We start from the raw sequence: 14,264 nt of genomic DNA on the forward strand, positions 1-14,264 counted from the left end.
CGATGGCGTAGCATCCAACCCCATGAGTACGACCACCACCTCCGCGGCCGCCGTTCCCGGCGCCGCCGCGCCCGTGCCTTGGGGACGGGACGCCACCGTGATGGCGCTCGTCGGGCTGGCGCACGCGACGTCGCATTTTTCGCACCTGCTGCTGGCGCCGCTGTTTCCCATCTTCATGTGCGAGTTTGGTCTGAGCTACGCCGAAGTCGGGGTGCTGACGAGCGTGTTTTTCGTCATCTCGGGCGTGGGGCAGGCGCTGTCCGGTTTCGTCGTGGATCGGGTCGGGGCACGACCGGTGCTGTTCGCGGCCATCGTGTGTTTTCTCGGATCGGCCTTGGCGGCGGCCCAAGCCCAAGGGTACGCGGGGCTGCTGCTGGCGGCGGTGTTGGCTGGGGTGGGCAACGCGCCGTTTCACCCGGTCGATTTCTCGATTCTGAACCAGCGCGTATCCCCGTCCCGGCTGGGCTACGCCTACAGCGTGCACGGCCTCACCGGCAACCTGGGTTGGGCGCTGGCGCCGGCGTTTTTGGTCGGGGTGGCGACGCTGGATCAATGGCGCCACGCGTACTGGGCCGCGGCGGTGCTGTACCTGGTGGTGCTGGGCGTGCTGTGGTGGCAGCGCGACCACCTGCGCACCGAGGTGGTGCGCCGCGGCGCCGAGCACCGGGTGGCCGACGACCTGGCGTTTTTACGCTTGCCGGTGGTGTGGTGGTGCTTTGGCTTTTTTCTGCTGTCGACGATGACGCTGGCGGTGGTGCAGACCTACGCGGTGCCGATCCTGCAAGCCGTGCACGCGGTGCCGCTGCCGACGGCCACGCTGACCGTGACGGCGTACATGCTGGCCGGCGCGGTGGGCATGGCCTTGGGCGGCTGGGTGGCGGCGCGTGCGGCGGCCGTGGATCGCGTGGTGGCCCTGACCATGGCCGCGGGTGCCCTGCTGATGCTGCTGGCCGCCACGGGTTGGCTGGGTGGAGCAGGGTCGATGGCCGCGTTGGCCGTGACGGGGTTGGCGGTGGGCATCGGTGGCCCGAGCCGCGACTTGCTGATCCGTCGCGCCACGCCCAAGGGCGCCACGGGGCGCGTCTACGGCACGGTGTACTCCGGCCTGGACACGGGGTTTGCCGTGGCGCCGCTGGTGTTTGGGGTGCTGATGGACCACGGCTGGTACGCGGCCACGTTGGCCGGCGGCGCGGTCACACTGCTGTTGGCGGTGGTGGCGGCGCTGGCCGTGGGGCAACGCACCCGTGTGGGCTGATGGGGGCCGTCAAGCGCCGCGCTTGCGCAGCCGGGCGATGAAGAAGGCGTCGGTGCGCCGCGTGGGCAAGATACGTCGCGCCAGTGACAGGTCGGGGTGCAAGGTTTGGCCGTGCCAAGCCGTCAGTCCGGGCAGCGCCGGCAACTCGACCGGCCACGGCAGCGGCTCCAACGTCATGTCGTCGCGTGCTCGCAGCAGCCCGTCGACGACGCATTCGTTTTCCTCGGGCGACAGCGAGCAGGTGCTGTACACCAACACCCCGCCGGGGCGCAGCGCCTCGGCCGCGGAGTGGATCAGGCGCGCTTGCAGCGCGGCGCTGGCGCGCACCTTGCGCGGGCTCCAATGGTGCCACGACGTGGGGTCGAGCCGCGTGAACTGCGCCTGCGACGAGCACGGCGCATCCAGCAGCACGCGTGCGAAGCGCTGCGGCACCAGCCGCCCCACCACCGTGCCGTCCTTCAGGTACGGCTGGGCGCAGCGCACACCCAGCCGCAGCAGGTTGGCCCGCATGCGGTGAAAGCGCGCCCGCACCGGCTCCACCGCCGCGATGCGACCCTGGTTGCCCATCAGCGCCGCCATCAGCGCTGTTTTGCCTCCGGGCGCGGCGGCCAGGTCCAGCACCTCCTCACCCGGCTGGGGTTGCAACGCCCACACCGCCGCCATGCTGGCCAGCCCCTGGATGTAGACCACGCCCTGCTCGACGAGTGGGTGGTGGGTCAACGCGCTGCGCCAGTGGGGCTCGACCTCGTACACCCCGAGCGCGGCGTCGATCGGCCGCGGTGCCAGCGGGGCCAGGGCTTGAAGCACCTGGTCGGGGTCGTGGCCACGCAGGGGGTTGAGGCGCCACACCACCGTTTTGGGCGCGGTGTAGCTGGCCTGCACGGTGTGGCGCCACGCCGCAGGCAACAAGGCGTCGAGCAATTCGGCAAAAGCCGTCGGCAGGGGCGGCAGTGCGTCGAGGGGCGTGGGACGCGGGTCGGCCATCGCAGGGTCAGGGTAGGGCAGCCGCGTCGGCGGCGGCCTGGCGTTGCAGCGCCTCGATCGCCTCGGCCACCGTCAGCCAGCGTTGTTCGACTTCGGCCAGCTCGGCCTGCACGGCTTTCAGTCGCCGCCCGGCTTCGGCCCGGGTCGCGGCGTCGCTGGCAGCACCCAACTGCGCCAGCAGCGCGTCCTGTTCGGCGCTGAGGGCGTCGAGCCGCGCTTCCAGGGCCGCGTGCTCGCGCTGGTAGGGCCGCAGCTGGTTGGCCACGTGCTGGCGGCGCTGGGCCTGCTCACGTCGGCGCTGCTGCGGGGTGGGTGAGGGCGTCGCAGGATTGGCCGAGGCCGCGGCGGGGGATGCCAGCGCTTCGCGACGCTGTCGGGCCTGCTCCAGCAAGTAGCGCTGGTAGTCGTCCAAGTCGCCGTCGAACGGTTGCAGCCGGCCGCCGCCGACGAGCCAAAAGGTGTCGCACACCGAGCGCAGCAGCGCCCGGTCGTGGCTGACCAGCAGCACCGTGCCGTCAAAGCCGGTCAGCGCCAGCGCCAAGGCCTCGCGCGTGCTGAGGTCGAGGTGGTTGGTCGGTTCATCCAGCAGCAGGTGGGGACGCTGCCAGATCAGCAGGGCCAACGCCAGGCGCGCCCGCTCGCCACCGCTCATCGTCCCCACGGGCTGCAGCGCGGCATCGCCGTCGAACTGCAGGCTGCCCAAAAACGTGCGCAGGTCCTGCTCGCGTGTGCTTTGGCCGTTGAACAAGGCACCGGCGGCCTCGGTGTCACGTGCCAGGCGCTGCAGGTGTTGCAGTGGGGTCTCGTCGGCGCGCAGCACGTCGAGCTCGTGCTGGGCAAAGTAGCCGATGCGCAAACCTCGGCCCACCTGCACCCGCCCCGCCAGCGGCGGCAGCACCCCGACCAGCGTCTTGACCAGCGTGGATTTGCCCTGCCCGTTGGCGCCCAGGATGCCGATGCGTTGCCCGGGCAGGACGCTGCAACGGATGCCCTCGACGATCGGGCGGCTGGTGCCTGCGGCGTCAAGGTAACCGACGGTGACGTCGTGCAGCGTCAGCATCGGGTTGGGCATCTGCCCAGGATCGGCGAATTCGAACGCGAGCTCGCCGGCGGTCAGCACCGGCGCCACGCGCTCCATGCGCGCCAAGGCCTTGAGCCGGCTTTGCGCCTGGCGCGCCTTGGTGGCTTTGGCGCGAAAGCGATCGACAAAGCGCTGCAGCTGCGCGATGCGCTCTTGCTGGCGCAGCCACGCAGCTTGCTGCTGCTGCAGCTGCTGCGCCCGCTGGGCCTCGAAGTGGCTGTAGTTGCCGCCGTAGCGTTGCAGGCGTGCGTGTTCCAGGTGCAGCGTGATGCGCGTGACGGCGTCGAGGAATTCGCGGTCGTGGCTGATGACGAGCAACGTGCCGGCAAAGCGCTGCAGCCAGCCCTCCAGCCACACCAACGCGTCCAGGTCCAGGTGGTTGGTCGGCTCGTCCAGCAGCAACAGGTCGGCCGGGCACATCAAGGCCCGCGCCAGCTGCAGCCGCATGCGCCAGCCACCCGAAAAATGGTTGACCGGGCGCTGCAGCTCCGGCATGGCAAAGCCCAACCCCAGCAGCAGCGCCTGGGCGCGTGCACGCGCGTCGTGCGCGCCAGCGTCGGCCAGCGCAGCGTGCGCCAGCGCGATGGCTTCACCGTCGCCACGGGCCTCCGCCTGGGCGAGCTGGGCCTGCGCTTCGGCCAACCGGGTGTCGCCCGCGAGCACGAAGTCGGTCGCGGCCAGATCGCTGTCGGGGATCTCCTGCGCGACGTGGGCCACGCGCCACTGCCGCGGCAGCTCGACCTGACCGGCGTCCTCGTGCAGCTCTCCGCGCAGCAACGCCAACAAGCTGGACTTGCCCGAGCCGTTGCGCCCAACCAGGCCAACCTTGTCGCCCGCGTGCAGGGTCAAATCGACGCCGTCGAGCACCACCTTGGCGCCGCGGCGCAGCGTGACGTTGCGCAACGTGATCATGGCGTGCTGGACCGTGGATCCGCAGGCAGCTGCGGTTGCGCCAGGGTGAGCGCCACGTGGGTGACGAGCAGCACGGCGTCGGGCCCGGCGCTGGTGTGCAGCCAGTGCACCGGCAGCGCGGGGAAGGCGGCTTCGAAGTGTGCGCGCTCGTGCCCAATTTCCAGCACCAGCACGCCGTGCTCGGTCATGTGCTGCGCGGCGTGCGCCAACAGATGGCGCACGAAGTCCAAGCCGTCGTCGCCGCCGTCCAGCGCCAGCGCCGGCTCGGCGCGGTACTCGGGGGGCAGGGCGGCCATGCTGGCACGGTTGACGTAAGGCGGGTTGCACAGGATCAGGTCGTAGCGGCCATCGATCCCTTGCCAGCCATCGGCGTGCAGCAGGCGGATGCGGTGCTGCAGCCCATGGCGCTCGACGTTGCGGGCTGCGACGCTGAGCGCGTCGGTGCTGATGTCGCTGGCGTCCAGGGTGACGTCGGGCCACGCCATCGCGGCCAGCACCGCCAACGATCCGTTGCCGGTGCACATATCCAGCACCCGCAGTGTGTCGGGCGACAACCACGGGTCCAGCGCATCGGCTTGCGGGGCGGCGGCGATCAGTTCGGCCAACAGGCTGCGCGGCACGATGACGCGCTCGTCCACATCGAAAGGCACGCCCTGCAGCCACGCTTCGCCGGTGAGGTAGGCGGCCGGCTTGCGGGTGCGGATGCGCTCGTCGATCAGCGCCGCCACCGCCGCGGCCTGTGTGGGTGTGACGGGGTGTTGGCCGTGCGCATCGAGGTCGAGGTCCAGCGGCAGGCCCAACCGCCACAGCACCAGCCAGGCGGCTTCGTCGCGCGCGCAGGTGGTGCCGTGGCCGAAGCTGACGCCGGCGGCCTGCAGGCGAGCTTCGGCCTGCTGCAACAGCGCCGCAAGGGTGATGCCGTCGCTCATGCCAGCCCCACCAGCCGTTGCAGCACGCGCAGGTAGACCGCGGTCAACGTCTCCAGGTCGTCCAGCGCCACGTGCTCGTCGATTTTGTGGATGCTGGCGTTGGGAGGCCCAAGCTCGACGACCTGCGGGCAAATCTGTGCGATGAAGCGCCCGTCGCTGGTGCCGCCGCTGGTGGACAGTTCGGTGGCCAGCCCGGTGACGTCGGCGATGGCGTCGCGCACGGCGTCCACCAGGGGACCTGCGGGGGTCAGGAAAGGCAGCCCTCCCACGGTCCATTCGAGGCTGTAGTCGTCACCGGCGCGCAGGCCGTGGCGCGCCAGCACCTCGTGCACGCGGGCTTGCAGGCCCGCGGGGGTGGATTCGGTGCTGAAGCGGAAGTTGAAGTCCACCACCACGGTGCCAGGGATGACGTTGGTGGCTCCAGTGCCGCCGTGGATGTTGCTAACCTGCCAGGTGGTGGGGGGGAAGTGGTCGTTGCCGTCGTCCCAGCGCGTGGCCACCAGCTCGGCCAGCGCGGGCGCCAGCAAGTGGATGGGGTTGCGCGCCAGGTGCGGGTAGGCGATGTGGCCCTGGATGCCATGGACCGTCAGGCGACCGCTCATCGTGCCGCGGCGGCCGTTTTTGATCATGTCGCCGGTGCGCTGCACGCTGGTGGGCTCGCCCACGATGCACATGTCCAGCCGCTGGCCGCGCTGGCGCAGTGCGTCGCACACGACGACGGTGCCGTCACGCGCCGGTCCTTCTTCGTCGCTGGTGAGCAAAAAACCCAGCGCCAACGGCGGGTTGGGGTGCTGCGCCAGCAGCCGCTCGCAGGTCACCACCATCGCCGCCAGCGATCCTTTCATGTCGGCCGCGCCACGGCCGTACAGCTTGCCGTCGCGCACCGTGGGGGTGAAGGGGTCGCTGCTCCAGCGCTCCAGTGGGCCGGTGGGGACGACATCGGTGTGGCCCGCAAACACCAACACCGGGGCATCCGGCGTGGCGCCCGGGCGCAGCGCCCACAGGTTGGTGACGCGAAAATCCTCCGGGCCACTGACGATGGTTTCGCACCCAAACCCCAGCGCCTGCAAACGCGCGGCGATCAGCGCTTGGCAGCCAGCGTCGTGCGGGGTGACGGAAGGACAACGAATCAGGGCTTCGGCCAGGCGCAGGGTGTCAGACATGGTGGCTGGGCAACACGGTGGCACGGCCAACGGTGGCGCGTGCGCTCAGGGGTTGGGGGGCAAAAAGCCTTCGAACGACGGCCCAGCTCCCTTGCCAGGCTCGGTGGGGGTCGCCGCAGTTTGGGCCAAGGCGCGCGCACGGTCGTCGTTTTGCAGCCGCCACAGCAGGTTGGTCGGCGAGTCGGCGTAGGCCAGCCCCTCTTCGCGTGTGATGCGGTCGGCCAGGATCAGCCGCGCCAAATCGGCCTCGAACGTCTGGGACTCTTCGGCCATCGATTTTTCCAGCGCCTCACGCACGCCAAAGAAGTCGGCCTTTTCGATCAGCTCGCTGATCAGCCGTGTGTTGACCATCACTTCCACGGCCGGCACGCGCCCACCGTCCACCGCGCGCAGCAGCCGCTGCGACACGATGGCTTTGAGCGACGAGGCCAGGTCGTTGAGCATCGTCGGCCGCACCTCGACGGGATAGAAGTTGAGGATGCGGTTGAGCGCCTGGTAGCTGTTGTTGGCGTGCAGCGTGGCCAGCACCAGGTGACCCGACTGGGCGTAGGCGATCGCCTGCGACATGGTTTCGCGGTCGCGGATTTCGCCGATCAGGATCACGTCCGGTGCCTGGCGCAGGGCGTTTTTCAGCGCCACCTGCAACGATTCGGTGTCGGTGCCGACTTCGCGCTGGTTGACCACCGACTTTTTATTCTTGAACAGGTACTCGATCGGGTCTTCGATCGTCAGGATGTGTCCGGTGGTGTGCTCGTTGCGGTGGTCCAGCAGCGCCGCCAGCGTCGTGCTTTTGCCCGACCCGGTGGCGCCGACGACCAGCATCAGCCCGCGCTTGGCCATGATCATCTGTGTCAGCACCGGAGGGATGCCCAGCTCGCTGACCTTCGGAATCTGGCCGCTGATGAAGCGCACCACCACCGCGCAGGTGCCACGCTGGCGCATCGCGCTGATACGAAAGCGACCCACGCCTTCGATCGGGATGGCGATGTTGAGTTCGCCGGTGCGCTCGAACGCTTGCAAATGGTCGGGCTTGACGACCTCGGCCAGCAGCCGGTACGGTCCGTCGGCCGGCAACGGCTGGGCGTTGACCGGCATCGTGACGCCGTTGATCTTGATGAGCGCGGGCGCCGAGGCCGACAAATAGATGTCAGAGGCCTTTTTGTCGGCCATCAGCCGCAGCAGTTGTTCCATCGGGCCCATGGTGGCGTCGTCCTGTTCGCTGGTGCGGCCGCCTCAATCCCGCAGCAGTTCGTTGAGGCTGGTCTTGGCGCGCGTTTGCGCGTCGACCCGCTTGACGATGATGGCCGCGTACAGGCTGTACTTGCCGCCCTCTTTGGGCAGGCTGCCGCTGATGACCACCGAGCCGGCCGGCACGCGCCCGTAGAGGATTTCGCCGGTGGTGCGGTCATAGATCGGGGTGCTTTGGCCGATGTAGACGCCCATTGAGATGACGGAGTTTTCCTCGACGATGACGCCCTCGACGATTTCGGAGCGTGCGCCGATGAAGCAGTTGTCCTCGATGATCGTGGGGTTGGCTTGCAGCGGCTCCAGCACGCCGCCCAGGCCGACGCCGCCGGACAGGTGCACGTTTTTGCCCACCTGGGCGCACGAACCCACGGTGGCCCAGGTGTCGACCATCGTGCCCTCGTCAACGTAAGCGCCGATGTTGACGTACGACGGCATCAGGATCGCCCCCTTGGCGATATAGCTGCCGCGGCGCGCCACCGCCGGCGGCACCACGCGCACGCCGGTGGCGGCCAGCTCTTGCGGCGACATGCGCCCAAATTTGGTCGGCACCTTGTCGAAAAAGCCCAAGTCACCGGCGCGCATCAACTCGTTGTCGCGCAGCCGAAAGCTCAGCAACACCGCTTTTTTGATCCACTGGTGCACGGTCCACTGGCCGACGCCATGGCGCGTAGCCACCCGCAGCCGCCCGGCGTCGAGCTCGGCGATGACGTGCTCGACCGCATCGACCACCTCGTGCGGGGCGTTGCCCGGCGAGAGCTGCGCGCGGTTGTCCCAGGCGTTTTCGATGATGGCTTGCAGTGCGTCTTGCGTCATGGTGGGTGCGTGGCGTGATGGGTGGTTGGGGTATCAGGCGCGCACGAAGCGCACGATGCGCTCGGCGGCTTCCAGGCATTCGTCCAGCCCGGCCACCAGCGCCATGCGTACTCGGCCGGCGCCAGGGTTGTGACCCGCGTGCATGCGCGCCAGGAAGCTGCCAGGCAAAACGGTCACATTGTATTGGGCCAGCAACAGCCGCGCGAAATCGGTGTCATCGCCACCATCGACGCCGCCAAAGCGCGCGGGCACCTTGGCCCACAGGTAAAACCCGGCGTCGGGCAGGCGCACGTCCATCACCTCGGCCAGCCGCGGCGTCACGCGCTCGAACTTGGCGCGGTACAGTGCACGGTTGGCCTCGACGTGCGCCTCGTCGGCCCAGGCTGCGGCGCTGGCCTGTTGCACCGCCACGCCCATCGCGCTGCCGTGGTAGGTGCGGTACAGCGTGAAGGCGCGCACGAGGGCCGCGTCGCCTGCCACGAAGCCGCTGCGCAGCCCCGGCGCGTTGCTGCGTTTGGACAGGCTGGTCAGCATCAGCAGCCGCCGAAAATCCCGCCGTCCCAGCGCCACCGCCGCCTGCAGCGCCCCCAGCGGCGGCTCGTCGCGGAAATAAATCTCGCTGTAGCACTCGTCGCTGGCGATGACAAAGCCGAAGCGGTCGCTCAACTCGAACAATCGGCGCCATTCGTCCAGCGGCATCACCGCCCCAGTGGGGTTGCCCGGGGAACAGGCGTACACCAACTGCGTGCGTGCCCACACCGACTCGGGCACGCTGTCCCAATCGGTGGCGAAGTTGCGCGCCGGGTTGCTGGGCGCGTACCAGGGCTGTGCACCCGCCAGCAGCGCTGCTCCCTCGTAGATCTGGTAAAACGGGTTGGGGCACACCACCACCGGCTCGGTGCCGCGCGCAAACGCACGCGGGTCCACCACCACCTGCGCCAGGGCAAACAGCGCCTCGCGCGAGCCCAGCGTCGGCAACACCTGGGTGGCTGGGTCCAGCGTCACGCCGTAGCGTCGTTGCAGCCACGCCGCGCACGCCGCTTTGAGCTCAGCCGTGCCAGCGGTGGCCGGGTAGGTGGCCAGGCCCGCCGGGCTGTCGATGGCCACGTGCAACGCCTGGGTCAGCACCGCCGGGGTCGGGTGGCGCGGCTCGCCGATGCCTAGGTTGATCGGCGTGTAGTCCGGGTTAGGGGTGATGTCGGCGGTCAGCGCGCGCAAGCGCTCGAACGGGTAGGGCTGCAGCCGCTGCAGCAGGGGGTTGCCGGCAAAGTCCATGGGGCGCAATGGTAGCGGCTGGCGCCCGTACACTAGCGCCCCGTGCGCTTGCAGACCATCAAACTTTCCGGCTTCAAGTCCTTTGCCGAGCCCACCACCCTGCACTTGCCCGGGCAGCGCATTGGCGTTGTGGGCCCCAACGGTTGCGGCAAGTCCAACATCATGGACGCCGTGCGCTGGGTGCTGGGCGAGTCCAAGGCCAGCGAGTTGCGTGGCGAGTCCATGCAGGACGTGATCTTCAACGGCACCACCACGCGCAAGCCGGCCCAGCGCGCCAGCGTCGAGCTGGTATTCGACAACAGCGCGCGGCGCGCCGGTGGGCCATGGAACCAGTACACCGAGATCGCCGTGCGCCGCGTCCTGACGCGTGACGGTACCAGCAGCTACTTCATCAACAACCAGCCGGTGCGCCGGCGCGACGTGCACGATGTCTTCATGGGCACCGGCCTGGGGCCGCGCGCCTACGCCATCATCGGGCAGGGCACGATCAGCCGCATCATCGAAAGCCGTCCCGAGGAGTTGCGCCTGTTTCTGGAAGAGGCGGCGGGCGTGTCCAAGTACAAAGAGCGCCGCCGCGAGACCGAACACCGCCTGGCCGACACGCGCGACAACCTGACGCGGGTGGAAGACATCCTGCGCGAGCTGGAGGGACAACTGCAGCGCCTGACCCAACAGGCCGAGGTGGCGCAACGCTACCGCGCGTTGCAGGCGCGCCTGACGCGGCGGCAGCACCAGCAATGGTGGCTGAAGCGGCGCGCCGCGCAGCAGCAAGCCGACCAGCTGCGCGCGCAAGGCCAGCAGGCGGCCGCCGCGCTGCAGGCGCATGCGGCGGAGCTCAGCACGCTGCAAGCGCAGCTGGAGGCGCTGCGCCAAGCGCACTTGGACGCCGGTGAGGCACTGAACCAGGCCCAGGCGGGCTTGTACGAAGCGGGCGCCGAGGTCGCCCAGTGGGAAGCTCAGATCCGCTACGCCGAACAAAGCCGCCAGCGTGCGCTGCAGCGCCAACAGGCGTTGCAGGCGCAGCTGGCCGACTGGCACACCCGGGCCGAGGTGGCCGAGCAGGAACGTGCGGCGACGCTGCAGCAGCTGGACGCCGCCGCGGCCGACGCCGAAGCGCTAAGCGCCCAACTGGACGAATGCGCGCCCCAGCTGCAGGCGCACGACGACGCGCTGACCCAGGCGCGCACCCAACTGCAGCGCCAGCGTGACGGCGTGCACGACGTGCAGCGGGCCTTGGCGGGACTCAGCGCCGAGCAACGTGCGCTGGACGAGCAGCGCCGCGCGCTGACCGAGCGGGCCGAGCGGCTGCAGGCGCAGGCCCGTGCGCTGCAAGCGCCCGACGCGCAGCAGTTGCAGCACTGGCAAGCCGAAGAGCAGCGGGCCGACGAAGCCCGGCAGCAGGCGCAGGCGCGGCTGCAGACCTTGCAGGCCGCCAGCGCCGAGCACGAGACCACGCTTGCCGCGGCGCAGCGCGACGCCCAAGCCCAGGCGCAGCGGTTGGCCGAACTGCAAGCGCGCGTGCAGGCGTTGCAGGCGTTGCAAGACAAGCTGCAGGCCGACGAGCGCTTGCTGCCGTGGTTGCGCGAGCACGGGCTCGACGGCCTGGTCGCGTTGTGGCGCCAACTGCCCAGCGACACCGGCTGGGCCACGGCGCTGGAGGCGGTGCTGCGCGAGCGGGTGCGGGCGCTGGCGGTGGGCCAGCTCGACACGCTGGGCCGCATGGCGCAGACCCCGCCACCGGCGCGGCTGGCGCTGCACGCCGCGCAAGCCGGTGCGGCGGCGGTCGCGGCGGCGTCACCCCCGCCCGGGTGCGTGGCGCTGTTGCAGCATCTGCATCTGCACGATGCCACTTTGTACGCCCTGTTGGCCGACTGGCTGCAAGGCTGGTGGGCGGCCGACGACCTGACGCAGGCGCTGCAGGCGCGCGCACACCTGCGCCCGGGTGAGCGCATCGTCACCCCGCAGGGGCACAGCGTGGGCCGCCACGACGTCAGCTTTTACGCCGCTGACGAACCCCAGGCCGGGCTGTTGGCACGCGCGCACGAGCTCGACCAACTGCAACGCGCGTTGCGAGCGCAGGCCCTGATCGAGGAGCAAGCCCGCCAAGCCGCGCAACGGGCGCAGGCCCAGCTGAGCGAGCTGCGTGCCGCGACCGAAGCGGCGCGGCGCGACGTGGCCGAGGCGCAGCAACGCTGGCATGGCGCGCAGCTGGAGCGACTGCGGCTGCAGCAGCAACACAGCCAAGCCACCGAGCAGCGCCAGCGGCTGCACGACGAGCTCAGCGAAGTGCACGCCGCGCTGGAGGCGTTGGCCGAACGTGCCGAGATGCTGCAGGGGCGGCTGGAAGCGCTGGACGAGGACTTGGCCGTGGCGCAAAACGCGCTAGTGCAAGCCGAAGACGCCGTGCACGAGGCCGAACGGCGCCGCGCGGCCGTGCAAGAGCAGCAGCGCGCGTTGGAGCGGCGCGCGCAAGAGGCGGCGTTCGCGCAGCGCAGCTTGCAGGGCCGGCTGGACGAGCTGCACCGCCAGCACGACACCGCCGTGGCCCAGCAGCAGCGCTTGCAAGCCGAACTTGACGCCCTGCACGCCGAGCTGCAAACCCACACCGACGACGCAGCGCGTGCCGCGCTGGCCGAGGCGCTGCAGCGCCGTGCGCAGGCCGAAGCGCAGCTGGCCGCATGCCGCAGCCGCTACGACGAGCTGGGCATGCAGTGGCGCGCGCTGGACGAGCAGCGCCTGCGTGCCGAGCGCGAGCTGGAGCCCCTGCGCGTCCGCATCACCGAGCTGCAACTGCAGCTGCAAGCCGCCGAGCTGGCCGTGCAACAGCACACCGACGCCCTGCAGCAGGCCGGCGCGCAGGACGAGGCGGTGGCCGCCAGCGTGGCCGAGGACGCCCTGGCGCTGAGCGCGATCGAGGCGGAGCTGCCGCGGCTGCAACGCGAGCTGGCGGCGTTGGGGGCGGTCAACCTGGCCGCGCTGGAAGAGCTGGCCGCAGCGCGCGAGCGCGAACAGTTCCTGCGCCAGCAATCCGACGACCTGCGCCAAGCCATCCACACGCTGCAGGATGCCATCCAGCGCATCGACGCCGAAACGCGCGCGTTGCTGCAGCGCACCTTCGACACCGTCAACGAGCACTTTGGCCGCATGTTCCCCGAACTGTTTGGCGGCGGGCAGGCGCGCCTGATCATGACCGGCGACGAGATCCTGGACGCCGGGGTGCAGGTGATGGCGCAGCCCCCGGGCAAGCGCAACCAGACCATCCACCTGCTGTCCGGCGGCGAAAAGGCGCTGACCGCCATCGCGCTGGTGTTTGCAATATTCCAGCTCAACCCCGCACCGTTTTGCCTGCTGGACGAAGTCGACGCACCGCTGGACGATGCCAACACCGAGCGCTATGCCCGCCTGGTCACGCGCATGAGCCGTGACACGCAGTTCCTGTTCATCAGCCACAACCGCATCGCCATGGAAATGGCCGAGCAGCTGGTCGGCGTCACGATGCAGGAGCAGGGTGTGTCGCGCATCGTGGCGGTGGACCTGCAGCAAGCCGTCGGCATGATGGACAATCCGCAGCCATGAGCGAACACCTTGCGTTGCCGCTGGCCTTAGCGCTGTTCGGGGGGGCGGTGTTGTTGGGCGTTTGGGCCTACCACCAATGGCGAATCCGGCGCCTGCTGCCCCCGGCACCGCGCACCGAACCAGCGCCCGTGGTGGCGCCCGAGCGTGTCGAGCCGCACCTCGAACCCACGCCCCCGACGACGAGCGAGGAGGCCACGGCCCGGCGCGTGCTGTCGCCGACACTGGACGCCATCGTCGAGCTGGCGCTGGAGCGCGTCGTCAGCGGCGAGGCGGTGGTGGCCTCGCTGCCGGCCACCCGGCGCGTCGGCACCAAGCCGTTTGCCATCGAAGCGCTGCCCGAAGGTGCACCGCCTGACGCCTGGGAGCTGCCCCGCGCGGGCCAGCGGTACGCCCGGCTGCGCGCCGGGGTGCAGTTGGCCAACCGCGCCGGCGCGCTCAACGAGATCGAATACTCCGAATTCGTTCACAAGGTCGGCCAATGGGCCGAGCACCTGGTGGCCGCGCCGCCCGACTTTCCCGACATGCTTGGCGTCGTGCAGCGCGCGCGCGAGCTCGATCAGTTCGCTGCCGAGCACGATGCGCAGCTGGCCGTGACCCTGCGCGCACGCCGCACCGCCTGGAACCCGGGGTACGTCACCCAACACGCGCTGCGGCTGGGGTTCGTGCCAGGCACCTTGCCGGGGCGCATGGTGTGGCCAGGCGAGGACGGCACACCGTGCGTGGTGTTGCAGTTCGAATCCCAGGCCGCGCTGGCCGACGACCCCTCGCTGGCGGTGCTGCGCGAGGTGCGTTTGGTGTTGGACGCGCCGCAGATCGCGCAACAGGCGCAACCCTATGCCCGCTTGCGTGAACTGGCCACCGCGCTGGCCCAGGCGATGGACGGCTGGATCGGCGACGACCAAGGCCAGGCGTTGGACGAACGGGCGCTGGACGCCATTGGTACGGAGCTGCAAACCCTGTACGAGCGGTTGCAAGCCCGCGGGCTGCCAGCCGGTTCGCCGCAAGCGCGGCGCCTGTTCAGCTAGGGC

The 14,264-nt window shown here is 70.0% G+C and carries 10 protein-coding genes; 3 read left to right on the forward strand and 7 right to left on the reverse strand.

What is annotated here, in order from left to right; translation table 11 throughout:
• Nucleotides 1-22: 22 nt before the first annotated feature.
• A complete protein-coding gene (locus Taqua_RS03250; RefSeq protein WP_246094601.1) occupies nucleotides 23-1,255 on the forward strand; it encodes an MFS transporter in 1,233 nt (410 codons plus the stop codon).
• Nucleotides 1,256-1,264: 9 nt separating this feature from the next.
• On the opposite strand, the gene Taqua_RS03255 is transcribed toward Taqua_RS03250, so the two are convergent.
• Genes Taqua_RS03255 through dapC form a run of 7 tightly spaced genes read right to left on the reverse strand, consistent with a single transcriptional unit; the run spans nucleotide 1,265 to nucleotide 9,660 of the window.
• Nucleotides 1,265-2,239 (reverse strand): RsmB/NOP family class I SAM-dependent RNA methyltransferase, encoded by a 975-nt coding sequence (locus tag Taqua_RS03255; RefSeq protein ID WP_144324680.1) that lies wholly within the window; start codon nucleotides 2,237-2,239, stop codon nucleotides 1,265-1,267.
• A gap of 7 nt (nucleotides 2,240-2,246) precedes the next feature.
• A complete protein-coding gene (locus Taqua_RS03260) occupies nucleotides 2,247-4,232 on the reverse strand; it encodes an ABC-F family ATP-binding cassette domain-containing protein (RefSeq protein ID WP_144324682.1) in 1,986 nt (661 codons plus the stop codon).
• The gene (gene prmB, locus Taqua_RS03265; RefSeq protein ID WP_144324683.1) at nucleotides 4,229-5,161 is read right to left on the reverse strand and encodes a 50S ribosomal protein L3 N(5)-glutamine methyltransferase; all 933 of its coding nucleotides are present in this window, start codon (nucleotides 5,159-5,161) and stop codon (nucleotides 4,229-4,231) included. The genes Taqua_RS03260 and prmB overlap by 4 nt, the downstream gene beginning before the upstream one ends.
• Complete coding sequence (gene dapE, locus Taqua_RS03270) at nucleotides 5,158-6,324, reverse strand: succinyl-diaminopimelate desuccinylase (protein ID WP_144324685.1); 1,167 nt, start codon at nucleotides 6,322-6,324, stop codon at nucleotides 5,158-5,160. Before dapE ends, prmB begins: the two co-directional genes overlap by 4 nt.
• A gap of 45 nt (nucleotides 6,325-6,369) precedes the next feature.
• Nucleotides 6,370-7,524, reverse strand: coding sequence for a PilT/PilU family type 4a pilus ATPase (locus Taqua_RS03275; RefSeq protein WP_144324687.1), 1,155 nt, complete (start codon nucleotides 7,522-7,524; stop codon nucleotides 6,370-6,372).
• Between the two features lie 33 nt (nucleotides 7,525-7,557).
• Nucleotides 7,558-8,385 carry a 2,3,4,5-tetrahydropyridine-2,6-dicarboxylate N-succinyltransferase gene (gene dapD / locus Taqua_RS03280; protein WP_144324689.1) on the reverse strand — a complete coding sequence of 276 codons (828 nt, stop codon included), beginning with the start codon at nucleotides 8,383-8,385 and terminating at the stop codon, nucleotides 7,558-7,560.
• Nucleotides 8,386-8,418: 33 nt separating this feature from the next.
• Nucleotides 8,419-9,660, reverse strand: a complete 1,242-nt coding sequence (gene dapC, locus Taqua_RS03285) for a succinyldiaminopimelate transaminase (RefSeq protein WP_144324691.1) — start codon at nucleotides 9,658-9,660, stop codon at nucleotides 8,419-8,421.
• Between the two features lie 42 nt (nucleotides 9,661-9,702).
• Between dapC and smc the strand changes: the two genes are divergently transcribed.
• Entirely contained in the window at nucleotides 9,703-13,236 is a 3,534-nt protein-coding gene (gene smc, locus Taqua_RS03290; protein WP_144324693.1) for a chromosome segregation protein SMC, read from the forward strand.
• Nucleotides 13,233-14,261: a cell division protein FtsZ gene (locus Taqua_RS03295; RefSeq protein WP_144324695.1), complete on the forward strand. Its 1,029-nt coding sequence runs from the start codon at nucleotides 13,233-13,235 to the stop codon at nucleotides 14,259-14,261. The genes smc and Taqua_RS03295 overlap by 4 nt, the downstream gene beginning before the upstream one ends.
• The last annotated feature ends 3 nt before the right edge of the window (nucleotides 14,262-14,264 follow it).

Source organism: Tepidimonas aquatica (genome assembly GCF_007556585.1).
GTDB lineage: Bacteria > Pseudomonadota > Gammaproteobacteria > Burkholderiales > Burkholderiaceae_C > Tepidimonas > Tepidimonas aquatica.